Origin of the sequence: Celeribacter persicus, assembly GCF_003050785.1 — a bacterium.
Classification (GTDB): Bacteria; Pseudomonadota; Alphaproteobacteria; order Rhodobacterales; family Rhodobacteraceae; genus Celeribacter; species Celeribacter persicus.
Genome location: NZ_QAOH01000001.1, coordinates 117,955 through 143,522 on the forward strand (window position 1 = coordinate 117,955; position 25,568 = coordinate 143,522).

The 25,568-nt window shown below is 61.3% G+C and carries 25 protein-coding genes; 13 read left to right on the forward strand and 12 right to left on the reverse strand.

Going from position 1 to position 25,568, the window contains the following annotated elements; translation table 11 throughout:
• Positions 1-59 precede the first annotated feature (59 nt).
• Positions 60-662, reverse strand: a complete 603-nt coding sequence (locus C8N42_RS00660) for a TetR/AcrR family transcriptional regulator (RefSeq protein WP_107814614.1) — start codon at positions 660-662, stop codon at positions 60-62.
• 78 nt (positions 663-740) lie between these two features.
• Between C8N42_RS00660 and C8N42_RS00665 the strand changes: the two genes are divergently transcribed.
• From C8N42_RS00665 to C8N42_RS00675, 3 genes are all read left to right on the forward strand, one after another.
• On the forward strand, positions 741-977 hold the full coding sequence (locus C8N42_RS00665; RefSeq protein ID WP_245889927.1) for a putative antibiotic biosynthesis monooxygenase: 237 nt from the start codon (positions 741-743) through the stop codon (positions 975-977).
• Between the two features lie 74 nt (positions 978-1,051).
• Entirely contained in the window at positions 1,052-1,399 is a 348-nt protein-coding gene (locus C8N42_RS00670) for a DUF952 domain-containing protein (RefSeq protein WP_107814615.1), read from the forward strand.
• Entirely contained in the window at positions 1,400-2,473 is a 1,074-nt protein-coding gene (locus C8N42_RS00675) for a quinone-dependent dihydroorotate dehydrogenase (protein ID WP_107814616.1), read from the forward strand.
• A 1-nt stretch (position 2,474) separates the two neighbouring features.
• On the opposite strand, the gene C8N42_RS00680 is transcribed toward C8N42_RS00675, so the two are convergent.
• The 3 genes from C8N42_RS00680 to C8N42_RS00690 are packed head-to-tail and all read right to left on the reverse strand — an operon-like array spanning position 2,475 to position 4,704.
• Entirely contained in the window at positions 2,475-3,791 is a 1,317-nt protein-coding gene (locus tag C8N42_RS00680) for an MATE family efflux transporter (RefSeq protein WP_107814617.1), read from the reverse strand.
• Positions 3,788-4,279, reverse strand: a complete 492-nt coding sequence (locus tag C8N42_RS00685) for a PaaI family thioesterase (RefSeq protein ID WP_107814618.1) — start codon at positions 4,277-4,279, stop codon at positions 3,788-3,790. The genes C8N42_RS00680 and C8N42_RS00685 overlap by 4 nt, the downstream gene beginning before the upstream one ends.
• On the reverse strand, positions 4,276-4,704 hold the full coding sequence (locus C8N42_RS00690; RefSeq protein ID WP_107814619.1) for a PaaI family thioesterase: 429 nt from the start codon (positions 4,702-4,704) through the stop codon (positions 4,276-4,278). Before C8N42_RS00690 ends, C8N42_RS00685 begins: the two co-directional genes overlap by 4 nt.
• 279 nt (positions 4,705-4,983) lie before the next feature.
• Here C8N42_RS00690 and C8N42_RS00695 point away from each other — a divergent pair, with 279 nt between their 5' ends.
• From C8N42_RS00695 to C8N42_RS00725, 7 genes are all read left to right on the forward strand, one after another.
• Complete coding sequence (locus C8N42_RS00695) at positions 4,984-5,367, forward strand: MerR family transcriptional regulator (protein WP_107814620.1); 384 nt, start codon at positions 4,984-4,986, stop codon at positions 5,365-5,367.
• Between the two features lie 420 nt (positions 5,368-5,787).
• Positions 5,788-6,162, forward strand: a complete 375-nt coding sequence (locus C8N42_RS00700) for a MerR family transcriptional regulator (RefSeq protein WP_107815040.1) — start codon at positions 5,788-5,790, stop codon at positions 6,160-6,162.
• A gap of 36 nt (positions 6,163-6,198) precedes the next feature.
• The gene (locus C8N42_RS00705) at positions 6,199-7,971 is read left to right on the forward strand and encodes an acyl-CoA dehydrogenase C-terminal domain-containing protein (RefSeq protein ID WP_107814621.1); all 1,773 of its coding nucleotides are present in this window, start codon (positions 6,199-6,201) and stop codon (positions 7,969-7,971) included.
• Positions 7,972-8,066: 95 nt separating this feature from the next.
• Entirely contained in the window at positions 8,067-8,279 is a 213-nt protein-coding gene (locus C8N42_RS00710) for a hypothetical protein (protein ID WP_107814622.1), read from the forward strand.
• A 47-nt stretch (positions 8,280-8,326) separates the two neighbouring features.
• Positions 8,327-9,538 carry an acetyl-CoA C-acetyltransferase gene (locus C8N42_RS00715; protein WP_107814623.1) on the forward strand — a complete coding sequence of 404 codons (1,212 nt, stop codon included), beginning with the start codon at positions 8,327-8,329 and terminating at the stop codon, positions 9,536-9,538.
• Between the two features lie 14 nt (positions 9,539-9,552).
• A complete protein-coding gene (locus tag C8N42_RS00720; RefSeq protein WP_107814624.1) occupies positions 9,553-11,760 on the forward strand; it encodes a 3-hydroxyacyl-CoA dehydrogenase NAD-binding domain-containing protein in 2,208 nt (735 codons plus the stop codon).
• 64 nt (positions 11,761-11,824) lie between these two features.
• Complete coding sequence (locus C8N42_RS00725) at positions 11,825-12,283, forward strand: GNAT family N-acetyltransferase (protein WP_107814625.1); 459 nt, start codon at positions 11,825-11,827, stop codon at positions 12,281-12,283.
• Between the two features lie 3 nt (positions 12,284-12,286).
• Here C8N42_RS00725 and C8N42_RS00730 read toward each other — a convergent pair whose 3' ends face one another.
• Both C8N42_RS00730 and C8N42_RS00735 read right to left on the reverse strand, forming a co-directional pair.
• The gene (locus C8N42_RS00730; RefSeq protein WP_107814626.1) at positions 12,287-12,475 is read right to left on the reverse strand and encodes a hypothetical protein; all 189 of its coding nucleotides are present in this window, start codon (positions 12,473-12,475) and stop codon (positions 12,287-12,289) included.
• Between the two features lie 208 nt (positions 12,476-12,683).
• The gene (locus C8N42_RS00735) at positions 12,684-13,331 is read right to left on the reverse strand and encodes a sulfotransferase family 2 domain-containing protein (RefSeq protein ID WP_107814627.1); all 648 of its coding nucleotides are present in this window, start codon (positions 13,329-13,331) and stop codon (positions 12,684-12,686) included.
• 114 nt (positions 13,332-13,445) lie between these two features.
• On the opposite strand from C8N42_RS00735, the gene C8N42_RS00740 reads away from it, so the two are divergent.
• Positions 13,446-14,471, forward strand: coding sequence for a hypothetical protein (locus tag C8N42_RS00740; protein WP_107814628.1), 1,026 nt, complete (start codon positions 13,446-13,448; stop codon positions 14,469-14,471).
• A gap of 105 nt (positions 14,472-14,576) precedes the next feature.
• On the opposite strand, the gene C8N42_RS00745 is transcribed toward C8N42_RS00740, so the two are convergent.
• The 6 genes from C8N42_RS00745 to C8N42_RS00770 all read right to left on the reverse strand — a co-directional run bounded on the left by C8N42_RS00745 (position 14,577) and on the right by C8N42_RS00770 (position 20,723).
• Positions 14,577-16,118 (reverse strand): SPOR domain-containing protein, encoded by a 1,542-nt coding sequence (locus C8N42_RS00745; RefSeq protein WP_107814629.1) that lies wholly within the window; start codon positions 16,116-16,118, stop codon positions 14,577-14,579.
• Positions 16,119-16,189: 71 nt separating this feature from the next.
• Positions 16,190-16,822 (reverse strand): uracil phosphoribosyltransferase, encoded by a 633-nt coding sequence (gene upp / locus C8N42_RS00750; RefSeq protein WP_107814630.1) that lies wholly within the window; start codon positions 16,820-16,822, stop codon positions 16,190-16,192.
• Positions 16,815-17,792 (reverse strand): adenosine deaminase, encoded by a 978-nt coding sequence (locus C8N42_RS00755; RefSeq protein ID WP_170109170.1) that lies wholly within the window; start codon positions 17,790-17,792, stop codon positions 16,815-16,817. The genes upp and C8N42_RS00755 overlap by 8 nt, the downstream gene beginning before the upstream one ends.
• An 11-nt stretch (positions 17,793-17,803) precedes the next feature.
• A complete protein-coding gene (locus C8N42_RS00760) occupies positions 17,804-19,015 on the reverse strand; it encodes a phosphopentomutase (RefSeq protein ID WP_107814632.1) in 1,212 nt (403 codons plus the stop codon).
• 7 nt (positions 19,016-19,022) lie between these two features.
• Positions 19,023-20,333, reverse strand: coding sequence for a thymidine phosphorylase (locus tag C8N42_RS00765; RefSeq protein WP_107814633.1), 1,311 nt, complete (start codon positions 20,331-20,333; stop codon positions 19,023-19,025).
• Between the two features lie 3 nt (positions 20,334-20,336).
• Complete coding sequence (locus C8N42_RS00770; RefSeq protein ID WP_107814634.1) at positions 20,337-20,723, reverse strand: cytidine deaminase; 387 nt, start codon at positions 20,721-20,723, stop codon at positions 20,337-20,339.
• 306 nt (positions 20,724-21,029) lie between these two features.
• Between C8N42_RS00770 and C8N42_RS00775 the strand changes: the two genes are divergently transcribed.
• Positions 21,030-23,312, forward strand: coding sequence for an NADP-dependent malic enzyme (locus C8N42_RS00775; RefSeq protein WP_107814635.1), 2,283 nt, complete (start codon positions 21,030-21,032; stop codon positions 23,310-23,312).
• Positions 23,313-23,587: 275 nt separating this feature from the next.
• A complete protein-coding gene (locus C8N42_RS00780; RefSeq protein ID WP_107814636.1) occupies positions 23,588-25,480 on the forward strand; it encodes a propionyl-CoA synthetase in 1,893 nt (630 codons plus the stop codon).
• Positions 25,481-25,568: the final 88 nt, after the last annotated feature.

Genomic DNA, 25,568 nt, shown 5'->3' on the forward strand with positions numbered 1-25,568 from the left:
ATCAGAAATTGGCTACATCCGCAACGTAACGGAATTGTAACGATGAAATGACGGGCAGATCATCGTTTTCCAACAATCCAGCCATCCAGCACCTCATGAGCGAGCCGCTCCGCATCGCTGTCGAGCCGCCCGGTCATAAGTCGCATCCAGGCTACCGCCATGATGGCTTCCGCCAGAGCCTCCGCCTGTACCCCCTCAATGAGTTCTCCACGCGCCAGAGACCAGCCCACCACCTCGGCCAGTGTCGCCAAACGCTCCTCCCGGTAGCGTTCCAGCGCCTCGGCCACATCCGCATCCGATTGCGCCTCGGCAATGATCAGCGCAAACACCTGCCCTTCCGGGGTTTTCCAGAAGTCGAATACATGATGGTAAAAGGCCGCGATCGTGTCGATCAGCGCCCCCTTGTCCTCATGCGCATAATCGCCTTTCGAGCGCTCATAGACCGCCACCAAAAGCGCGCCGCGCGTTGGCCACCATTTGTATAGTGTCGCCTTTCCGGCGCGGGCACGGCGCGCCACCGCCTCCATCGTCAGGCCTTTCACGCCCTTTTCACGCAGAAGCTCCTGCGCCGCAGTCAGAATCGCCTCTGCCGTCGCCGGGTTGCGTTTCGCCCCGATCGAGCGCCTTTGCGGTTCTGCACATTCAGCTGTGCGATCAGACACAAGTCCCCTCCTTTACATATCGGAACGCATCGTTCATATAAACATAACGAAACGCACCGTTCCCTTTGGAGATAGCACATGTCCATGTCCACCGCCATGCCCTCCGCCCCGAAACGACCGAATCGCATCCGGTTCAGCTTTTTCGTCTTTCTTGGCGTCTATCCTCTGGTCACTGCGCTGATCTATGCCCTCGCGCCACTCACCGCCGACTGGCAGGTCTGGCAACGCAACCTCGTGATGGTGCCAATGATCGTGCTTTCGATGGTTTTCGTGATCATTCCGCGCATTCACCGGCATTGTCATCGCTGGCTCTGAGCCGGCTTTGTGCAAACCCGCCAAAGACACAAAGTCTCATTGACCGGGACGCGCGGCGCTGGCATCTGAGAGCCATGCTGATTTACAAAATCTTCCGCGCCCCCGAATGGGCCATTCTGCAAACCAACGGCGAAACCTTCGGCGCGCCCGTCGATCTGGCCGATGGCTATGTCCATTTCTCCACCGGCGCGCAGGTCAGGGAGACCGCCGCCAAATGGTTCGCGGGCGAGGATAATCTTCGTCTGCTTGCCATTGAGAGCGATACGCTCGGCCCCCACCTGAAATGGGAACCTTCCCGGGGCGGGGCGCTTTTCCCGCACCTTTATCGCGCTCTGACGCTTGAGGATCTCCTCTGGGTCAAAGCTCTGCCCCTTGCGCCCGAGGGCGCAGGCGAGAGTCATCTCTTTCCGGAGGACCTCTGAATGTCGCTATTCGAACAGATCGGCATGGTCATGCTGCGCAGTCTGAATCCGGAGACATCCCATCGCTTCGCGCTTTCGGCCTTACGTGCGGGGCTTGCTCCCCTGCCCGGCCCGGTCACCTCGCCGCGCCTCAAAACCAAATTCGCCGGTATGGAGATGCCCAACCCGGTGGGCCTCGCCGCAGGGTTCGACAAGAATGCCGAGGCGATCCCGCAACTGTCGCGTGCGGGCTTCGGCTTTATTGAATTGGGTGCGGTGACACCCCGCCCACAGCCGGGCAACGCGAAACCGCGTCTCTTTCGCCTGACCGAGGATCAGGCGGTGATCAACCGCTTCGGGTTCAACAACGACGGGATGGAGGAAATCACCAACCGCCTTGCCCGCTGCCGTCATTCCAGTCACCGCACTGACATTCCCGTCGGTCTGAACCTCGGCGCCAACAAGGACAGCGAGGATCGCGCCGCCGATTTCGCCAGGGTGCTGGCGCATTGCGGCAATTTCATCGACTTCGCGACGGTAAACGTGTCGAGTCCGAACACCGAACGGCTGCGCGATCTGCAAGGGCCAGAGGCATTGGAGGCGCTGCTCGCCGGTGTCATGGATGCGCGCAAGGGACTGGATCACAATGTGCCGGTGCTGTTGAAAATCGCCCCCGATCTCGACAGCACGGAACTGATGGAAATCGCCGAAGTGGCGCGCAAGGCGGATCTTGACGGGGTCATCGCCACCAACACCACACTTTCGCGCGAAGGTTTGAAATCTGCACATAAAAGCGAGGCGGGCGGGCTTTCCGGGCGCCCATTGTTCGAAAAGTCCACGCGTGCTCTGGCGCAGCTCTCGCGCCATCTGGGCACGAATGTGCCGCTCATCGGCGTCGGAGGCATCGGCTCGGCGCTCGACGCTTATACGAAAATCCGTGCGGGCGCCTCTTTGGTGCAGGTCTATTCCGCAATGGTCTATCACGGTCTGTCGCTTGCCCCGCGCATCGCCCGTGGCCTTGATGAATTGCTGCAAAAAGACGGTTACGATTCGGTCACGGAAGCCGTTGGAACGGGACGCGGCGACTGGCTCTGATCTAAAGCACCACACGCTCCAGCGCCGGATATTTCCAGAACAGCGTTGCTCCACGCGCCACGTAGCTGATCATCAGCGCGGCCCAAAGCCCGTGATTGCCGAAAAGCGGGATCAGCGCGGCCACGGCCAAGAGGTAGATCACAAGCGACAACGCTGCCATGTTGCGCATATCCCGCGTGCGGGTCGCTCCGATGAAAATCCCGTCGAGCATCCACGATCCGAGCCCTACAACCGGCACGGCCACCATCCACGGCAGGTAGACACGTCCCTCCATGCGCACATCCGGCGCGGTGGTCATCACGTCGATGATCGTCCCACCGAAAATCGCGAACAGCGCACTGAGCAACACGGCGGCCAGCAAGCCCCAGAAAGACGCGAGCAATGCTCCGCGCCGCAGGGCATAGGCCGAACGCGCGCCAAGCGCCTGCCCGACGATGGCCTCGGCGGCAAAGGCGAACCCGTCGAGCGCATAGGCGGTGATTGAGACAAATTGCATGAGGATGTTGTTGGTCGCCAGCGTCACCGTATCAAAACCCGCCGAGAGGAACGTGAAGCTGACCATGATGGTCAGAAGCAGCACGGAACGGATCAGGATGTCGGTATTGACCCGCGCCATATGCGTGAGCCGCGCCCGGTCGAGCACCCGAGGCCAGTCGCGCCAGGCGGGCACCGCGAAAGCGTCGCGGCAGAGCCAGAGCCCCATCAGCGCGCCGCTGATCTCGGCGGCGAAGGTGGCATAGGCCACGCCCCGCACGCCCCAGCCGAGACCGAGTACGAACCAGAGGTCGAGGGCGATGTTCACCCCGTTCATCCAGAGTTGCAGCGCCAGAACGCCCCGCGTGCGCTCCTGCGCGATGAGCCAGCCGGTCAGCCCGTAGACCGCGATGGCGAAGGGGGCGGACCAGATGCGGATGGAGATATAGCTGCGGGCAAGCGCCTCGACTTCGGGTGTGGCGGGCGAAAGCTGAAAGGCGAACCAGAGGATCGGTACTTGCAGGAGGATGAGCACCAGCCCACCCGCGAAAGCGATCATCAGCGCGCGGGTCAGGAGCGCGGCGACTTCGCCCGTCTGCCCGGCCCCGCGCGCCTGGGACACAAGCCCCGTCGTTCCCATGCGCAGAAAGCCGAAAATCCAGTAGACCGAGGCGAGGATGATCGCGCCGATGCCCACCGCACCGATGGGCGCAGCCTCCCCCATCTGGCCTACGACACCGGTGTCGACCGCACCGAGGATCGGCACGGTGGCGTTCGAGAGCACGATGGGAATGGCGATCCTGAGGACGCGGCGGTGGCTCAACTCAGGATCGGAAGCGATCATGCCACCGGCTCGGGCATCAGGAAATGCCCCATCGCCTGTACGGTGGGGCGGGCGCGGTTGTCCTGCCATGCCTCGACACGGACGGAAGCATAACGACGCCCCGCACGCGTGATCTCGGCCCGTGCATAGGAATCGCGCGGCAGGCCGGAACGCAGGTAATCCACGGTCAGGTCGATGGTCTTCGGGAATTTCGGCAGGATATCTCCGGTATCGCCCGCCTCGATTCTGGGCCAGGCCATGGACCAGCTTAATGAAATCAGCGCAGTGACTTCGAGAAAGGCCGCCAGCGCGCCCCCGTGCAGCGCGGGCAGCATCGGATTGCCGATCAGATCGGGGCGATAAGGCATCACCCCGGTCAGTTCATCGCCACGGCGTTCGAATTCGAACCCCATGAAAGAGATATAAGGAACACGCGCCACGAGGTCCGCCAAAGCGGCATCGCGGCGTTCCTTGACGACCTGAACGGGTTCGGGTTTGGGTCTGCTCATGATTTGCCCCTTTCCACGGTGAACGCGCCGGTGGCCGCCGCGACGGGCACGTCGGAGGCTCCGTCGGTGGCGGAAACCCGGACAAAGGCCACGGCGCGGGTGACATGGTAACAGATGGCATGGGCGGTGATCGTCGCCCCCGGCTTCGCCGCGCGCATATAGTCAATGCGCAGGTCGAGCGTCGCGGTGGCGAATCCCGCTTTCGGATGGCTCATCACGGAAGCCCCCGCACAGGTATCCATCAGCGCAGAGATGGCCCCCCCATGGATCACACCGGTTTCAGGATCGCCGATCAGTTTTTCCGAGTAAGGCATGAGAATCTCTGCCTCTCCATCACCGATCTGTTCCAAAGTCATACCGAGCGCTGCGCAATGCGGCAGGCTCTCGATGAACTGGCGGGCCATTTGAGTGCGTGCGTCATCCATGACGAATTCGTGACCTTTTGGACAAGTTGGCCCCATAATGTGAGATGATCGGAGGGCTGCAAGGGCAAATTGAAACCCTTTTCGGCAATTTGACCGATGACGTGGCGACAGGCTTGCGCGTTTTGCCGCCTGCTGTCCGGCACAAGCGGTGGCTCCGCGAGCAACTCACCGTCGGGCCTTGATCCCGTGCCATGCGGTTTACTATGCTGAGGCGAGGTCGTGAATTGAGTTGCGAAACTAAACCCATCAGTTTAGATGCGGCGTGAGGAGAGAGAAGCCATGTCTGACCGACGTCTCACGTTCAAGGAAATGTGCGCGCAGTTCGATGTGACACCGCGCACATTACGCTATTACGAATATATCGAATTGCTGGCCCCCGAGAAGGAGGGCCGCTCCCGCTATTACACGCCCCGCGAAGTGGCGCGGATGACGCTTATTCTGCGTGGACGCAAATACGGGTTTTCGCTTGAAGAAATCCGTCAGTGGCTTTTGATTTACGAAGAAAAGGGCACACAGGCCCAGGCGCAGGCCTTTGTCGAACTGGCGGATCGTCAGCTTGTTGCCCTCGAAGAGCAAAAGCGTGAACTGGAAAAGGCCATCGGCGAGTTGAAGGAGCTGCGTGCCGAAACCGCGAAAGGTGCGGAAGCGGTCCGCCTGTCCTGAGGCGACCGCGACATAAATGCGACGTGGCGTTCTTTCGCTACGCTCCTGGCGCCCTCTCGGAAACAAGGGGGCTTTGCCTTCATCCAACCGGATGAAAAATACATATTTTCAGGAAAAATCCAAAGCGCTTTAGTTGCTATTTTTAAGGGAAATTCATAGAAATTTCGCAAAGCATACCAAACCGTTTGCATTGCGGAAATCGAATGCGTAATTTTACCGTAACGCAGGAAGGGCAGCGGCATGAGATGCGCCCGAAATGACGCCACGTTTCGAATGAAGCGATGTCGCAAATGCGATTAGGTTGGGGCCGAAGGCTGACCTTCGCGCCTCTGACGAGGAGCCGATCCGCTGGAATTTTCCCACGGAACGCGCCCCAAACGACGAGAACCGGAGTGGGCCGACGTGACGACCAAAGAGGTGATGACCATTCGCGAAATGTGCGATGCGTATGATGTGACGCCCCGCACGCTGCGCTTTTACGAAGCCAAGGAACTGCTGTTCCCGATCCGGGAGGGTCAGAAACGGCTGTTCACCAAACGGGACCGGGCGCGATTGACGCTGATCCTGCGCGGCAAGAAATTCGGCTTTTCCCTGGAGGAGATCCGGCAACTGCTCGATCTCTATACGGAGGAGGATAAAGGCAAGGCGCAGATGTGTGAGACGCTGACCGCGTATCACGAAAAGCTCGCGGGGATGGAAGCGCAGAAACAGGCGCTAACCACGGTGATGACCGATCTGGAGAATGAAATCGCGTTTGTCGAAGGGCAAATCGCAGGATTGACGCGCGGAGGGTGAGCGATCGCTCCCGCGCATATGCAAGGGAGAGACGCCATGCCGAGCTACACGGCTCCGACGAAAGACATTCAATACGTTCTGCACGATGTGCTGAACATTTCCGGCTCCGACATTCCGGGCTATTCCGATCTTGAGCCCGAGTTCACCGAGGCCATTCTGGACGCCGCGGGTCAGCTCGCCTCCGAGGTGATCGCACCGCTGAACGTGGTGGGCGACAAGGAGGGCTGCACATTTGAGAACGGCGTGATCACCACACCGACCGGTTTCAAGGAAGCGTTCGAGCAGGTGAAAGAAGGCGGCTGGCCGGGGCTCGATCTGCCCGAAGAGTTTGGCGGTCAGGGTCTTCCCTATCTGATGAGCACCGCCGTGGGCGAGATGTTCTCCGGCGCCAACCAGGCATTTACCATGTATCAGGGCCTGACCCATGGCGCGACCTCCGCGATCCTTGTGCATGGCACGGATCAGCAAAAGGCCACCTACCTGCCGAAGATGACCTCCTGCGAATGGACCGGCACGATGAACCTGACGGAACCGCATTGCGGCACCGATCTGGGCCTCATGCGCACCAAAGCCGAACCGCAGGCGGATGGCAGCTACAAAATCTCCGGCCAGAAGATTTTCATCTCGGCGGGCGATCACGACATGTCGTCGAACGTCATCCACCTCGTGCTCGCCAAGATTGTCGGCGGTCCTGAGGGGATCAAAGGCGTGTCTCTCTTCATCGTGCCGAAATTCGTCGTCGATGAGGACGGCAATCCGGGTGCGAAGAATGGCGTCTCCGTCGGTTCCATCGAAGAGAAAATGGGCATCCACGGCAACTCGACCTGTGTGATGAACTACGACGAGGCCACGGGCTACCTCTTGGGTGACATGCACAAAGGCATGCGCGCCATGTTCACCATGATGAACGAAGCGCGTCTCGGCGTCGGCATGCAAGGTCTGGCACAGGCCGAAGCCGCCTATCAGAACGCGGTGATCTACGCCAAGGATCGTCTTCAGGGCCGTGCCGTCACCGGCGTCGCGAACCCCGACGGTCCCGCCGATCCGCTGATCGTGCACCCGGACATTCGCCGCAACCTCATGGATCAGAAGAGCTTCATCGAGGGCGCACGGGCCTTCATGCTCTGGGGCGCGCAACTGATCGACCAGGCACATCGCTCCGAGGACAAAGACGCCGATGGGCTGATCTCGCTGATGACTCCGGTGCTCAAAGGCTTCCTGACCGACAAAGGCTATGAGGCGACCGTGAACGCGCAGCAGGTCTATGGCGGCCATGGCTATATCGAGGAATGGGGCATGTCCCAGTTCACCCGCGACGCCCGGATCGCCATGATCTACGAAGGGGCGAACGGGGTGCAGGCGCTCGATCTCGTGGGCCGCAAGCTTGCACAGGACGGCGGCAAGCACGTCATGGCCTTCTTCGAGATGGTGAAATCTTTCTGCAAGGAAAACGGTGCAGGCGATATGGCCGAGTTCGTGAACCCGCTGAAAGCGGCCTCCAAGGACCTTCAGGGCGCGGGCATGTTCTTCATGCAGAACGGCATGAAGAACCCGAACGCGGCGCTCTCCGGCTCCTACGACTTCATGCATCTCTTCGGCTATGTCTGCCTTGGCCTGATGTGGGCGCGGATGGCAAAGGTCTCTCTGACCGCGCTTGAAAATGGCACGGACGATCCGGAGTTCCACCAGAACAAGCTGACCACCGCGCGCTATTACATGGCCCGCCAGCTTCCGATGACCGGCACGCTGTTGAAACGCATCGAATCCGGTGCCGATCCGGTGATGACTCTCCCGGCGGACGCGTTCTAAACTGCGCCCGACCCGAAATTGAGGCCCCCGCCCCATCACGGGCGGGGGTCTTTTCTTTTGACACGCCAGAGGCGGCGAAATGACGGAGCGTAACCATGCCCAAACGGTTCAGAATGACGCGGCGTTTTCCTGTTTCGATGACCGAAGACGGGTATCGTCGGCTCAGACAGTTCGCGAGGGAGGCGGGCTTGGACGAGGGAGAGGTACTGTCTTTCCTGTTCGAGAACTTCAACTCCGTCATGGACGAGGAAAAGCTGACGCACCGCCTGCGCCTGTTCAATTCCGAACTGGCCGAGCGCAAACGCTGACGGACAAGATCGAGACTGACCAGCCGGTCAGACCTGAGGAGGATTGAATGACTGAAGCCTATATTTACGACGCCCTGCGCAGCCCGCGCGGCAAGGGGCGCAAGGACGGAAGCCTGCACGAGGTGACCTCGGCGGCGCTTTCCGCACAGATGCTGAACGCCGTGAAGGAACGCAACGGCCTTGAGGGTCATGCCGTCGAGGACGTGATCTGGGGCAACGTGACCCAGGTCGGCGAACAGGGCGGCTGTCTTGCGCGCACCGCCGTTCTGGCCTCCGATCTCGACCAGTCTATTCCGGGCCTCGCGATCAATCGCTTCTGCGCCTCGGGCATGGAGGCCGTCAACCTCGCCGCCAACCAGGTCAAGGGCGGCGCGGGCATGGCCTATATTGCCGGTGGCATCGAAATGATGGGCCGGGTCGCCATGGGCTCCGACGGGGCGGCGATTGCCGTGGACCCTGCGATTGCGATGAAGACCTATTTCGTACCGCAGGGCATTTCGGCGGACATCATCGCTACCGAATACGGGTTCACCCGCGAAGAGGCCGACGCGCTGGCGGTCGAGTCTCAGAACCGCGCCGAAGCCGCTTGGAAGGACAACCGCTTCGCGAAATCCATCGTGCCGGTGAAGGATATCAACGGTCTGACCATTCTCGATCACGACGAATACATGCGTCCGGGCACCACGGTCGAGGCGCTCGGCAATCTCAAGGCGTCGTTCAAGGACATGGGCGAGGTCATGCCCGGTTTCGACAAGATCGCGCTGATGAAATACCCGCATCTGGAGAGGATCAATCACATCCACCATGCCGGGAACTCTTCGGGCATCGTGGATGGCTCCGCCGCTGTTCTGATCGGCAACAAGGAATTCGGTGAGAAATACGGGCTGAAACCGCGCGCGCGCATCCGTGCGACGGCCAAGATCGGCACCGATCCGACCATCATGCTCACCGGCCCGGTTCCGGTGACGGAGAAAATCCTGAAAGACAGTGGCATGTCGATTTCCGACATCGACCTCTTCGAGGTGAACGAGGCCTTTGCCGCCGTGGTCATGCGCTTCATGCAGGCCTTCGACGTCGACAGCTCCAAGGTCAACGTCAACGGCGGTGCCATCGCCATGGGCCACCCGCTGGGCGCAACCGGGGCGATCATCATCGGCACACTTCTGGACGAATTGGAACGCACAGGCAAAGGCACCGGCCTTGCCACGCTCTGCATCGCATCCGGCATGGGTGCGGCCACGATCATCGAGCGCGTGTAAGGGAGGGAACGCACATGACCGATTTTCATTATTCCGTCGACGCGGACGGCGTCGCGATCATCACCTGGGACATCCCGAACAAGTCCATGAACGTGCTTTCGATGGAGGGCATTTCCGAGCTGGACGCCTGCATCGACAAGGCGCTTGCCGATGAGGCCGTCAAAGGCATCGTCGTGACCTCCGGCAAGGACACGTTCGCGGGCGGCATGGATCTCAATATCATCGCCAAGATGAAGGACGCCGCCGGAGACGATCCGGCCAAGGGCCTCTTTGAGGGGCTGATGAACATGCACGGCATCCTGCGCAAACTGGAGCGCGCCGGGATGGACCCGAAGACCAACAAAGGCGGCAAACCCGTTGCCGCCGCTCTGCCCGGCACGGCGCTTGGCATCGGCTTGGAGCTTCCGCTTTCCTGCCACCGCATTTTCGCCACCGACAACCCGAAGGCCAAGATCGGCCTGCCGGAGATCAAGGTCGGCATCTTCCCCGGCATGGGCGGCACCACCCGCGTCTCGCGCATGATCGGCGCGATGGCGGCGGCTCCGATCCTGCTCGAAGGCAAGATGCTCGACCCGATGAAAGCCAAGGGCGCAGGAATCATTCACGAGATCGTGGAGCCGAGTGAATTGCTGGCGAAAGCCAAAGAATGGGTGCTCTCCGCGAAGGACGCAGACATTGTAAAACCTTGGGACGCGAAGGGTTGGAAAATGCCCGGCGGCGCGCCTTATCACCCGGCGGGTTTCATGACCTTCGTCGGCGCCTCCGCCATGGTCAACGGCAACACGCAGGGCGTCTATCCGGCGGCGAAAGCTCTGCTCTCCGCCGTCTACGAAGGCGCGATGGTGCCGTTCGACACCGCGCTCAAGATCGAAGCGCGCTGGTTCACCCATGTGCTGATGAACCCATCGTCGTCGGCGATGATCCGGTCCTTGTTCATCAACAAGGAAGCGCTTGAGAAAGGCGCGAACCGTCCCGCCGTGGCCGATCAGACCGTGAAAAAAGTCGGCGTCCTGGGCGCGGGCATGATGGGCGCGGGTATTGCCTATGTGTCGGCCAATGCGGGCATCGAGGTCGTGCTGATCGACATGAAACAGGAGGCCGCGGACAAGGGCAAAGCCTATTCCAAGAGCATCCTCGACAAGGGCATTTCGCGCAAAAAAGTGACGCCGGAGAAGAAAGAGCAAGTGCTGTCGCGCATCACCGCGACCACCGATCTGGAGGCTTTGAAAGGCTGTGATCTGATCGTTGAGGCCGTATTCGAAGACATCGGCGTCAAGGCGGAGATGACGAAAAAGGTCGAGGCCATCGTCGGCGAAGACTGCATCTTTGCGTCGAACACCTCGACGCTCCCGATCACCGAACTGGCCAAGGCGTCCGTGCGCCCGGAACAGTTCATCGGCATTCACTTCTTCTCCCCCGTGGACAAGATGCTGCTTGTCGAGATCATCAAGGGCAAGGAAACCGGCGATGTGGCCGTGGCGAAAGCGCTCGATTATGTGCGTCAGATCCGCAAGACGCCGATCGTGGTCAATGACGCGCGGTTCTTCTACGCCAACCGCTGCATCATTCCCTACATCAACGAAGGCGTGCGCATGGCCGCCGAGGGGGTGGACCTGCCGCTCATCGAAAATGCCGCGAAGCTTCTGGGTTTCCCGCTCGGGCCGCTTCAGCTCATTGACGAGACCTCGATTGATCTGGGCGTGAAAATTGCCAAGGCGACGAAGGCCGCGATGGGCGATGCCTATCCGGACGAAGCCGTCGATGAGGTGGTGTTCTGGATGTACGATCAGGGGCGTCTTGGCAAAAAGGCCAACGCGGGCTTTTACGACTATGACGACAAGGGCAAGCGCGGCTTCCTCTGGGAAGGTTTCAACGCCGAGTTCCCGGTGGCCGACGCCCAGCCCGATCTCGACGAAGTGCAACACCGCCTGATGATGGCGCAGGTCTTGGAGGCCGTCCGCGCGCTCGAAGAAGGTGTGTTGGAAGACATCCGTGAGGGCGACGTCGGTGCGATCCTCGGTTGGGGCTTTGCGCCCTGGTCCGGCGGGCCGTTCTCCTGGCTCGACATCATCGGCGCGGGCAAAGCGGTCGAGATTTGCGACAATCTCACCGCCACCCATGGGCCGCGGTTCGAGACGCCGAAACTCCTGCGCGAGATGGCTTCGAGTGGCGAGACCTTCTATGGCCGCTTCGGCACCGGGGTGGACAGCAAGGCCGCCTGAGCCCAGAATAAACAAGAGCAAACCGCGCGCCATCCGGTGCGCGGTTTTTCTTTGGGAGTGAAGAATGCAGATCAGACAGGCGACACTTGAGGACGCCGAGGGCGTGGCCGGGGTTCTGATGGAACTGGTTGCCGCCGGGAAACGCCGCAAACCCGCAACAGCGGACTTTGCACTGGGGCATTATCTCACGCCTGACACCCGCCTTTCCGTCGCGGTGGCCGTTGAAGGCGACACGATCCTCGGGTTTCAGTCCCTCAAGCTGGCCGCCGAGGGCAATGTCTATGACGTCACCCCCGGCTGGGGCATCATCGGCACGCATATCCGTCCCTCGGCGGCCCGTCGTGGCATTGGGCGGCAACTCTTTGAAGCCACACAACAGGCGGCGAAAGCGGCAGGGATCACCGACATCGACGCCACAATCGGAGCCACGAATGACGAAGGGCTCGGCTATTATGAGGCGATGGGGTTTCGAACTTACGAACGGCTCGACGGAGCGGTGCGCAAACGCTTTCGGCTGCCCTGAAGCTCAGTTTTCCAGCGCCGCAAACATCTCCCGCCCCTGAAGTTGCGGTGCCATGGTGCACCAGCGATCTTCGAGCTGCACCCAATGGGCGTCAATTTCCTCGGCATGGACGATGATCCGCCCCGGCTCCGAGGTGATCGGTGCGACGATGAGATTGAGGAACAGCGCGAGCGCTTCGGCAGAGATACACATGATCGGGCTCCGTCTGGCAGATGTATCAACAGGCCTCGAGTCCTCCCGCACGAGGTCTAATTTCAGCCTAACCGCTTTCCCATGAGACGCCTTGAAGAAATGCTGCGATGCAGCATTTCAAGCACCCCTTGCCTATTCTTTGAGCAAACTTCCACGGCACCCGCTGATTTCTGACCAGCCGTCCCTCTCACCTCGCCACTCAGCCGGATCACTCGAAACGGTAGTCAAACCGGGCAATATCTGCGGCTGCAATCCGGGCGACGGTTTCCGCATCCGCACCGGAATAGAAAGACCGCACATCACGGCTGCGCGCAGAGGCATTCACCCGTTCAATCGGCGAGAGATCGAAACCCAGATGCGCCCAGAGCGGAGCAAGATCTTCCTCCAGCGCCTCAAGCCGCACGTAATGCGTCGCCCGCTCCACACCTGCTCCGTCGCACATATAGCTGCTGTAGGGGGCCGACAGGCTGCGCAGGGTTTCGGGCGCGTTCAGAAAGTCGGAGAACGTGCAGGCCTTGGCCAGACGCACCGCCGGATGATCCCATCCTTGCGCCCGCAGCCAGTGATAATAGGACACGATCCGGTCCCAGGGATTGCGCACCAGAGTGAAGATGAAATAGTCGCCAAAGGTCTCGCGCAGCACCAGCCCCTCGATGTCCGAGAGCCGGGAATGCTTCCAGAGCCGTCCCGCCGCCTCCAACTGCTTGACCCGCACGCGGCGTTTCACCGCTTTCGGCGTGTCCCCGATCAGGATGTCATCCGCCATGGCCCGCGTCTCCAGCGCCTGTGCCAGAGCGGTGCCGCCGGTCTTGGGGATATGCACGAAAATATAGTGACGTCCGGGAGAAATGATCATGTCCTGACCCTATATCAACACGCGGTCCGCGCCCAGATCAATTGTCCTGAGCGATTGTCGCCCCCGACGTTCCCGGCTAGAGTATCGGCAAACAGAGGAAAGAGCAGCCCGCGCATGATCGCGCTCACCGAATTCGAACGTCTTGAGGCCCCCGGTCTCTGGCTTCCCGACGGGGAAAGCCAACGCCGTCCCGTGATCGTTTCCGTGGGCGAGGCGACGTTGACACTCTCGGAGTCGCGCACCGACGGGCAGGCACTGACCCATTGGTCTCTGCCCGCCATCGAACGCATCACACCGGAGGGCGAAAGCCCCGTGCGCTATCGCCCCGCTCCCGACAGTTCCGAGGAGTTGGAGATCGAGGACGAGCTGATGAACGAGGCGATCGCCCGCATCCGTCACGCCATCGACCGGGCCCGCCCGCATCCCGGACGGCTGCGCGGGGTGTTGATCGGGCTCGGTGTCGCGGCGCTGATCGGGCTCGGGGTGTTCTGGCTGCCCGGTGCCCTCATCCGTCAGGCTGTCACCATCGTACCGACCGTCACTCGCGCCGAGATCGGTCAGGAATTGCTCGACCGCATCCGCCGCCTCTCCGGCGCACCCTGTGACACCGTGCATGGGGCACGCGCGCTCAACACATTGAAAAAGCGTCTCATGTCCGGCGGAAGTGGACAGATCGTCGTGCTGACCAGCGGCGTCGCCGTGTCACAGCACCTGCCCGGTGGGATCATCCTTCTGAACCGCGCCGTGGTCGAGGATCACGAGGACCCGGACGTGGTCGCGGGGTACGTGCTGGCCGAGATGGAGCGTGCGCGCGAAGAGGACCCGCTGGAGCGGCTGTTGCGCGAAACCGGGCTGATGACCTCCCTAAGGCTTCTAACCACCGGTCATATTCCGCCCGAGGCCCTCGACGCCCATGCCGAAAGCCTCCTGACCGCGCCCCTGAACGGTCCCGACAGGGACAAACTGATCGCCGCCTTCGCTGCGGCCCAGGTGCATAGCGCCCCTTATGCCTATGCGCTCGACATCACCGGCGAAACCGTCCTGCCCCTGATCGAGGCCGACGGGGTGCAGATCGAGACCACCCGCTCCGTCCTGTCCGACAGCGACTGGGTGGCGCTTCAAGGGGTCTGCGGCGGCTGATGTCACACGGTCTGATTTCACGGACCACAAATGGGCCCCCACAAAAGAAATCCCCCGCCAGATGCGGGGGTTTCTTTTTGTTGTTCTGCCTCTTTAACTCAACGCTTATTTGCGTGCGAATGCGTCCCCGTAGCCGGCTCCCCGAACCGACGCCAAAGCGGACAGGGTTTGTTCGGGCCGGGCGAAGGGGCCGGCCAGAACAATCTTCAGGGGCTGCCCGCCGCGATGCAGGGTCTGCGAGGAGACGGGATAGCCCATGGCCGAGAGACGCGCGATGGAACGCTCGGCGTTTTCAGGCACCCCGAAGGTGCCCACCTGAACATAGCGCAGAGCCTGCGCCGTCGGGGTGTACTGCGGTCGGGCCGCAGCGGTCGAAACCGTGGTCGGCACGCGCGCGGGCATCGCCGATTTGGTCGAAATCTGTAGCGGAGCAGACCCGGTCCCGGAGGCAGCCACGACCGTGTAACGCTTTTTCACCGGGGTGCCGAACAGCCACTCCCAGAAGGTTTTCTTGCGCGGCGCATAGAGATCGTAGGCGGGCGTCGTGTGGCTCCAGACCTGCGCCATCTGCAAATCGCCGCGCGAGGTCAGCGGGCCACGGTTCGGATTGAGCCGCCCGTCGGTCCAGGCGTGGACGTAGCCTCCGGGAAGGCTGCTCGCCACCGGAACCGGCAGCGCATAACTCGCCCCCCCCGCCGCACGTGCAACTTCGGTGCGGTTGGAATTATAGGTTGACAGACGGTTTTGTGTCCGGGCCTGCATATAGGCGGAAGGATGCTCCGCCTGGGGGCCGCAACGCACGGTATAGCGCCCATTCGTTGGCATGTATTGCGCATCGGCACCGAGAACGTCGGCACAGGCATTGACGGTCTGGGAAACGGCGGCTGGCGCGACCGAGGCCAGCATGACCGGCGGCTGCGACGGTGCAATGGGGGTTACCGGAGCACGTTTCACCGGCACACGGACCAGCGTCGGCTCCGTTGTGGTCATCCGCCCACCATCGGCGGTGCGCACGGTCACGCCCGCAGGCAGGCGTTTCAGGATGTAATCCACCTCACCTGTGGAACAGCCCATCTGCCCGCCCTGCTCCGTGGCAATACAGCCCCGCTCGCCCACCACCTTGCCCGCCAGCGCTTCGAGCGGAGGCAGGGCGGGTTGTTGGCGGATGGGTTGCTGAACCCGAACGGCAGGCGCGATCAGAGCCGAAGCCACGGTCGGCATCGGCGCTTCTGTCGACTTTGTCATCGCTGGCGCAGTCGATGTGGCGGCCCCGACCTGTACCATCGGCGCAGTCGCGGTTTTGGTGGGGGGCGCCTGAACTGGCGCGCTGGCCATTTGCGTCGGCGCGGGATCGGGGATCACCGGCAGATGATCTTCGACATTGGCGAAGGTGGGCTTGAAACCGCAAAGCACCTCACGGCTTCGGGTTACACGCGGCACCCAATGCACCGCAGCGCCATCGCCCGCGCGCACATAGACACAGCCGCGGCTGTCGACATATTGCGTGCCCTTGTAGGAAAGCGGCGGGTATTCCGCCGGTTGCTCAGAATTGGAAAGCGAGCGGGCATCGGATTGATGAACCCCGATGACCGCCATCCCCGTCGTTGCGAGCAAAACCGCAACGGAAACCGTTCTCAAAGCCTGCATTATGTGGCCCCACACATCTTATTGTGTACGAGCCTAACCCAGAACCGATTCGCTGTTAAGGGGGAAATCGCTTATTTTGTACCAAACATGCGGTCGCCCGCATCCCCTAGCCCTGGCACAATATATCCATGTTCATTGAGCTTTTCGTCTACAGCTGCTGTTACGATCGGCACGTCCGGATGAGCCTCTTCCATCCGCTTAATGCCTTCGGGTGCCGCCAGAAGGCAGAGAAAGCGGATGTTTTTCGCGCCCGCCTCTTTGAGCTTGTCAATGGCCGCGACAGACGAATTCCCGGTCGCGAGCATCGGGTCGACAGCAATCACCAGACGGTCCGACAGATCCTCGGGCACCTTGAAATAATATTCGACCGGCTCAAGCGTTTCCTCGTCACGATACAGCCCGACAAAGCCGACCCGCGCCGAGGGAATGAGTTCGAGAATGCCGTCGAGCAACCCGTTGCCCGCCCGCAGGATCGAGATCAGAGCAAGTTTCTTGCCGTCAAGCGTCGGGGCCTGCATGGTCCGCATCGGCGTCTCGATGGTCTTTTCGGTCATATCAAGCTCGCGCGTAACCTCATAGGCCAAGAGCAGGGAAATCTCACGCAAGAGTTGCCGGAACCCGGCCGTCGAGGTTTCCTTGTCGCGCATGATGGTGAGCTTGTGTTGCACAAGCGGGTGTTTCACAACGGTCAGGTGATCAAGCATCGGCAGGCTCCAGTTTCTTGGCGACCGCCGCACGGGTCGCCTCATCGCAAAAGGCCGCGTCGAGCGCGGTCTTGTTCAACTCCATGAAATCGTCTTCTTCCCAGCCGAAAGTCTCGGCAAGGCGGTCAAACTCGTAGCGCATGGTGGAATGGAAAAACGGCGGATCATCCGTGGAGACGGTGACTTTCACACCGCGTTTGCGCAGTTCGGCTATCGGGTGATCGGACCATTTGGGATAGACGCCAAGGGCGATATTCGAGCCCGGACAGACCTCAAGCACGATCCCCGCCTCGGCGATCTCATCGACCAGCGCAAGATCTTCGATGGCGCGCACGCCATGGCCGATGCGCTCGACTTTCAGGTCGCGGATGGCGTCTCGGACGCTCGAAGGCCCACCCCATTCGCCCGCATGGGTCGTCAGGCGCAGCCCCGCCTCCCGCGCCATATCGAAGGCATATTTGAAATCGCCCTGTTTGCCCATGGCCTCGTCGCCGCCCATGCCAAACCCGGTAACGAAATCGCCCACAGTTTCCTGCGCACAAAGCGCCGTTTTCTTTGCCTGATCCGGCCCGAAATGGCGCACGCAGGTCGGGATCGCGCGCATCACGATGCCCGCCTCCTGCTCCATCTCGTCGGCGGCCTGTTTGATCGCGGCAAGGTAATCCCTCCACGCCTTAACATCGCCGCCACCGCAGAAATCGGGGGCAAGGAAACTTTCGGTGTAGATCACATTCGACGCCACGCTTTCTTCCAACACGGCGCGGGTCAGGCGATAGTAATCCTGCGGCGTCTTGAGGACCGAAGTGGCGGCCTCATAGACCTTGAGAAAATCCCAGAAATCCCTGTATTTATACGCGCCTTTTTCGTCAAAAATCCCCGAGAGATCGACTTTTTTCTCCGCTGCCAGACCGCGGATGAACGCGGGCGGGGCGGCCCCTTCGAGATGCATGTGCAGCTCGATTTTCGGCATGTCGCTGATGCTCAAAGGAAGCTCCTTCCGGGCCCCTGCGCCTCGATCCCGAGATGTTCGGCAATTGAGGCCGCCACATCGGAAAAGGCCACGGGGCCAATGGGTTTGAGGCCAAGACCATAGCCCAGAACCGGCACCTGTTCGCGGGTGTGGTCCGTGCCCGTCCATGTCGGGTCATTGCCATGATCGGCAGTGAAAATCAAAAGATCGCCCTCTCGCGCGCGCTCAAAGAGGCGCGGCATCTGGGCATCGAACCATTCGAGATGGCGGGCATAGCCGGAGACATCACGCCTATGTCCGTAAAGACTGTCGAACTCGACGAAATTGGCGAAGGTGAACGAGCCCTCCGGCGCTTCCTCCATCACATCACACAGGTGATCGAAGAGCACATGATCATTGCCCTTGCGCACCTCATCCAAGCCCTGCATGGAGAAAATATCGCCAATCTTGCCAATGGCATAGGTCGCACGTCCTGCCGATTTCGACCAGTCGCAAATCGTTGGAGAGGGCGGCGCGATGGCGTAGTCGTGACGGTTGCCGGTGCGGGTAAAGCCCTCTTCGACCGTACCAACGAAAGGCCGGGCGATGACACGACCGATCCTCATCGCGTGCAGCGTGGGCGCGATGTCTTCGCAAAGCTTCAACAGCCGGTCGAGGCCAAAATGGTCCTCATGCGCGGCGATCTGAAACACGCTATCCGCAGAGGTGTAGCAAATCGGCCAGCCGGTCTCGATGTGCTCCGCGCCGAATTCTTTGATCACTTCGGTGCCGGAGGCATGGCAATTGGCAAGCGTCCCCCCTGCCCCACACAGCTCCGCCACCTTATCCATCAAATCCTGCGGAAAAGACGGCTGTTCGTCCGGGAAATAATGCCAATCCCAAGGCACAGGCACACCGGCCAATTCCCAATGCCCAGAAGGTGTGTCCTTGCCCGGAGAGATTTCGGCGGCGACGCCATAAAGCCCCTGCGGTTCGGCAGACAGCCCCGGCCCGGAATCGGAGGTCGCATGCGCCATGGCCGCCCCCAGCCCCAGAGCATCGAGGTTCGGCAGATACAAAGTCCCGGAGCGTCCCTCTTCGGCACGCCCCTCGGCACAGGCCTGCGCGATATGGGCGATGGTGTTCGCCCCGGTATCGGGCCGCGCGCCATTGAAAAACCGATCCGCGTCGGGCGCACCGCCCAAACCCACGGAATCCATCACGATCAGAAACGCGCGCGTCATGCCAAATTCATCCTGTCACCTTCTCATACACCAGCGGCGGCTCCACGGGAGCCTCATCCGTCAGACGGATCGCCGCCCGGATCGTCGCCTCCACACGATCCGCATCTTCGACAGAGCGGGCGTGGATCGTCGCAATCAGACTGTCTTCATCGAGATATTCCCCGATCATGCAGACATTGGAAAGCCCCACCGCCGGATCGAGCTTTTCGCCGCCCCTGAGCCGCCCGCCGCCCAGATGCACCACGGCCATGCCAAGCCCATGCCCGTCCATCTCGCCAGCATAACCCGGCGCTTCGGCCACGACATCGCGGACCACGGGGGCCGAGGGCAGGCGATCACGCCAGTGATCGACGAAATCCGCTGGCCCGCCCAGTTCGGTGATCATCCGCCCGAAGCGTTCGGCGGCGGAACCATCGGTCAGCGTGTCACGCACCGCCCAGGCCGCCTGATCCACATCATCAGCCAGCCCGCAAAGCACCATCAGCTCACCGCCCAGCGCACAGGTCGCATCGCAGAGGATATTGTCCACCTCGCCGGTGGTCAGCGCCTCCATCACCGTCATGACTTCAAGCGCATTGCCGAGAGACGGGCAAAGCGGCTGGTTCATATCGGTGATCAGCGCCGAGGTCTTGCAGCCCGCCCCGTTCGCCGTGGTCACAAGGCTCTGCGCCAGAGCACGGGCGTCCTCCAGTGTGGTCATGAAGGCCCCCGAGCCGCATTTGACGTCGAGCACCAGGGCCTCAAGCCCTGCCGCGAGTTTTTTGGACAGGATGGAGGCCGTAATCAGGTCGATGCTCTCCACCGTCCCCGTCACATCGCGGATCGCATAGAGCCGCTTGTCGGCAGGCGCGATGGACCCCGTGGCCGAAACGATGGCGCAGCCGACTTGCTCGATGATCTGGTGAAAACGCTCTTCTGTCACTTCGGTCTTCAGGCCGGGGATGGATTCGAGCTTGTCGAGCGTGCCTCCGGTATGACCAAGCCCACGCCCCGACACCATCGGGACATAAGCGCCAAGCGCGGCCAGAGCGGGCGCCAGCAGGAGAGAGACGCAATCCCCCACGCCGCCGGTCGAATGTTTGTCGATGGCGGGCGCGGGCAGATCCCACTGCATCACCTCGCCGCTGTCGCGCATGGCGAGCGTCCAGGCGACGCGCTCCGCATCGGACATACCATTCAGCAGCGCCGCCATGGCGAAGGCTCCGGCCTGCGCGTCCGTCACGGCGCCCGTGGCCAGCCCTTGCGCGAACAGCGTCAGCTCCGCCTCGTTCAGCGGCTGATGATCGCGCAGTTTCTCGATGATCTGACGGGCATCCATGAGTCAATCCATGTGATCCGGTGTAAACGCACCGGGCAGCAGTTCACCCACCGTCATGGTGAGGGTCTTGCCTGTGCGCGACATCATGGTGACCTTCACATCAGGCCCCGCGAATTCGCGAATTTTCTGACGACACCCTCCGCAGGGCGGCACCGGTTCGTCACTATCACCGATCACGGCCACTTCGGCGATTTCCGTCTCACCGCCAAGCACCATGGCCGCGATGGCCCCGGCTTCGGCACAGGTGCCCTCCGGATAGGCGGCATTCTCGACATTCACGCCGGTGTAGACCGCCCCCGAGGTGGTGCGGATCGCGGCACCCACCCGGAAATTCGAATAGGGAGCATATGCGTTCGGCTGCGCCTTTGCGGCCTCATCGAGAAGAGACATTGGGTCACCTCATTTTTGACGGTTTGGTCAAGACTGCGCCGGGGCGGGAGCGGATGCAAGCAAGATGCGCGAAGCGCCTCGACAATCCGCACTCACATCCCGGCTCCGTAGCGCGTTTGCGCACAGAACCGGCAAAGTTTTGCCCGCATATCCACAACCCTTGCGACATTCACCCCATTCTCCCCTTGCGTGATGCCCCTCCGGGGGCGTAGAGGCATGACAAACCGGGATGTGACGTCGGGTCGCAAATTTAGTTCAACACTAAACAACCTGCCGGATGCGCCCGCAAGCAACAGGGAGAGCCCCATGCCGACGGAAAGCCGCACGACCAACCTGAAGCAGGCCGCACTGGATTATCACGAATTCCCGAAGCCCGGGAAACTGGAGATCCGCGCCACGAAACCGATGGCCAACGGCCGCGACCTTGCCCGCGCCTACAGCCCCGGCGTGGCCGAGGCCTGCCTTGAAATCAAGGCCGATCCGACCACAGCCACACGCTATACCTCGCGTGGCAATCTCGTCGCGGTCGTCACCAACGGCACCGCCGTTCTCGGGCTCGGCAACATCGGCGCGGAAGCGGCCAAACCGGTGATGGAGGGCAAGGCCGTACTCTTCAAGAAATTCGCCAATATCGACTGTTTCGACATCGAGGTGAACGAAAACGACCCGGTGAAACTCGCCGAAATCGTCTGTGCGATGGAGCCGACCTTCGGGGCGATCAACCTTGAGGACATCAAGGCACCGGATTGCTTTATCGTTGAACAATTGTGCCGCGAGAAGATGAACATCCCAGTGTTCCACGACGACCAGCATGGCACGGCCATTGTCGCGGCGGCGGCAGCGACCAACGCCCTGCAAGTGACCGGCAAGACATTCGAGGACATCAAACTGGTGTCCACTGGCGGCGGCGCTGCGGGGATTGCCTGCCTCAACATGCTGCTGAAACTGGGTGTGAAACGTGAAAATGTCTGGCTCTGCGACATTCACGGGCTGGTCTACGAGGGCCGGGAAGAGGACATGACCCCGCAGAAAGCCGCCTTTGCTCAAAAAACCGATCTTCGGACACTCGACGAGGTGATCGAGGGGGCGGACATGTTCCTTGGCCTGTCCGGGCCCGGTGTGTTGAAACCCGAGATGGTCAAAAAGATGACGAAACAGCCGATCATCTTCGCGCTTGCCAATCCGACACCCGAAATCATGCCGGACCAGGTGAAAAAGGTCGCCCCCGATGCGATCATCGCCACGGGTCGTTCGGATTATCCGAACCAAGTCAACAACGTGCTCTGTTTCCCCTTCATCTTCCGCGGCGCGCTGGACGTGGGCGCAACCGAGATCAACGATGCGATGCAGCTCGGTTGTATCGAAGGGATCGCGGCACTGGCGCGCGCCACGACCAGCGCCGAAGCCGCCGCCGCCTATCAGGACGAGCGCATGGAATTCGGCGCGGAGTATCTGATTCCGAAACCTTTCGACCCGCGCCTGATGGGTGTCGTCGCCTCCGCTGTCGCCAAGGCCGCGATGGAAAGCGGGGTCGCAACCAAGCCCGTCGCTGATATGAAGGCCTACAAGGATGCGCTCGACGGGTCGGTGTTCAAATCCGCGCTGATCATGCGCCCGGTCTTTGCCGCCGCCTCCCATGCCGAACGCCGCATCGCCTTTGCCGAGGGAGAGGACGAGCGTGTGTTGCGCGCCGCCCAAGGCATGATCGAGGAAACCACCGACAAACCGATCCTTATCGGCCGCCCGGAGGTGATCGCTATGCGGGCCGAGCGCGCGGGCGTCAAAATCCGCCCCGGCATCGACTTCGAAGTTGTGAACCCGGAAAACGACAGCCGCTACAAGCAATACTGGCAGGCCTATTACAACATCATGGCGCGCCGTGGCGTCACCCCGGACCTCGCCAAGGCCATCATGCGCACCAACACCACGGCCATCGGTGCCATCATGGTGCATCAGGACCACGCCGACAGCATGATCTGCGGCACTTTCGGTCAGTACCTGTGGCATCTGAACTATGTGACCCAGATCCTCGGCACGAAAGAGCATCAACCCATCGGTGCGCTTTCACTGATGATCCTTGAGGACGGACCGCTTTTCATCGCCGACACTCATGTGCATACGGAACCGACCCCGCAACAGATCGCCGAGACGGTGATCGCCACAGCCCGCCATGTGCGCCGCTTCGGGATCGAACCGAACATCGCGCTCTGCTCGCATTCGGAATTCGGGAACCTGAACTGCATGACCGGGCGGCACATGCGCGAGGCGCTGGAGCTCCTCGACGCCGAACCACGCGATTTCGCCTATGAGGGCGAGATGCATATCGACAGCGCCCTGACGCCTGACCTGCGCAACCGCAACTTCCCGCACTCCCGCCTCGAAGGTCCGGCCAATGCGCTGGTCTTTGCCATCGCGGATGCGGCCTCGGGCGTGCGTAACATCCTCAAGACCAAGGGGGGCGGGCTCGAAGTCGGTCCACTTCTGATGGGCATGGCCAACCGCGCGCATATCGTCACCCCCTCGATCACCTCGCGCGGTTTGCTGAACATGTCCGCCATCGCTGGCACGCCTGTGGCGCATTACGGCTAAAGTCGCGCAACTGCCTGAATTCACTGCCCTCGCAGGTCACTGCGGGGGCAGTTTTTATTTGCAACACGACCTTTCGAGATTAAAGTTTGCAAACTACATTTTTGAAGTTGTTTGCGAAATTTATATAAACATTCGCAACCGTGTCTGATAACAACACTACCGAGCGGGCCAGCCCCCGCGCGTTTGACCCGGTGTCATTCCAAGGCAACTTAGCAAATTTGCAGGGAATCACGGGCCGAGCCATTTACGCCAGACCAGCGAGGAGGACGCAGCGAGTGGCATACAAAGACGTTTACGACGCCTGGAAAGCGGATCCGGAAAAATTCTGGATGGAGGCCGCCGAAGAGGTTCACTGGTACAAGAAGCCGTCGAAGGCGCTTTTCGACGAGAATGCCCCGATCTACGAGTGGTTCTCGGACGGTCTGACCAACACCTGCTACAATGCGGTCGACCGTCATGTGGAAGCCGGACGTGGTGACGAACTGGCAATCATGCATGAGAGCCCTATCACCCACTCGACCAAGGGCATCACCTACAAGGAATTGCAGACCCGCGTGTCCTCGCTCGCCGGCGCACTCAAGATGCGCGGCGTGGAAAAAGGTGACCGCGTCATCATCTACATGCCGATGATCCCCGAGGCGCTTGAGGCCATGCTGGCCTGTGCCCGGATCGGCGCGATCCATTCCGTCGTCTTCGGCGGCTTTGCCGCGCATGAGTTGGCTGTGCGGATCGACGACTGCACACCGAAAGCGATCATCGCCGCCTCCAGCGGCCTGGAGCCGAACCGTGTGGTGCATTACAAACCGCTTCTCGATCAGGCCATCGACATGGCCGAGCACAAGCCCGAGTTCTGCGTGATCTTCCAGCGCGAACAGGAGGTTGCCAGGCTGATCGAAGGGCGTGACTTCAACTGGCACGGCTTCCAGTACGGCGTGAAACCGGCAGAATGTGTGCCGGTCGAGGGCAACCATCCGGCCTATATCCTCTACACCTCCGGCACCACGGGCGCCCCGAAAGGCGTCGTGCGCGCCACCGGCGGGCATCTCGTCGCGCTGAACTGGACGATGAAGAACATCTACAACATCGAGGCAGGCGACCGCTTCTGGGCCGCCTCCGATGTGGGCTGGGTCGTGGGACACAGCTACATTTGCTACGCGCCCCTGATCAAGGGCGCGCAGACCATCGTGTTCGAGGGCAAACCCGTCGGGACGCCGCATGCTGGTGTGTTCTGGCGCATCATCCAGAACCAGCGGGTGAAGAGCTTCTTTACCGCGCCGACCGCTCTGCGCGCGATCAAGCGCGAGGATCCGACCGGCGAATGGATCAAGCGTTACAAGCTGCACGATCTTCAGGCGATCTTCCTCGCGGGCGAACGCGCCGATCCGGACACGATCAAATGGGCGCAGGAGAAATTCGGTGTTCCGGTGATCGACCATTGGTGGCAGACCGAAACCGGCTGGGCCATCGCCGCGAACCCGATAGGGATCGAAGAACTTCCGGTCAAGATCGGTTCGCCTTCCGTCGCCATGCCTGGCTACGAGATCGACATTCTCGACGAGGCGGGTCATCCGGTTGCGCCGGGCGAGCTGGGCGCCATCGCGATCAAGCTGCCGCTGCCGCCGGGCACGCTGCAAACGCTGTGGAATGCCGAGGATCGCTACAGAAAGAGCTACCTGACCACCTTCCCGGGCTACTACGAGACCGGGGACGCGGGGATTAAGGACGAAGACGGCTATGTCTACATCATGGCCCGCACCGATGATGTCATCAACGTCGCCGGTCACCGGCTCTCGACCGGCGCAATGGAGGAGGTGCTCTCCGCCCACCCCGATGTCGCCGAATGCGCCGTGATCGGTGTCTCCGACGAGTTGAAGGGGCAGATGCCGCTCGGCTTCCTCTGTCTGAACGCGGGTTGCACCCGTGATCATGCCGAGATCGTCAAGGAAGTCGTGCGCGATGTGCGCAATGAAATCGGCCCGGTTGCCGCCTTCAAGCTCGCCTGCGTCGTCGACCGTCTGCCCAAAACCCGCTCGGGCAAGATTCTGCGCGGCACAATGGTGAAAATCGCCGACGGCCAGCCGTTCAAAATGCCCGCAACAATCGACGATCCGGCCATTCTGGACGAGATCAAAGTGGCACTTCAGGGGCTCGGCTATGCAAAAGAGTAAATTTTAGACAAAAAGCTCTGTTCCCCGGCGTCAGGTTGGTTAAGAATTTGTAAACAACCGATCCACCGGGCATGAAACGCGGCCTGAT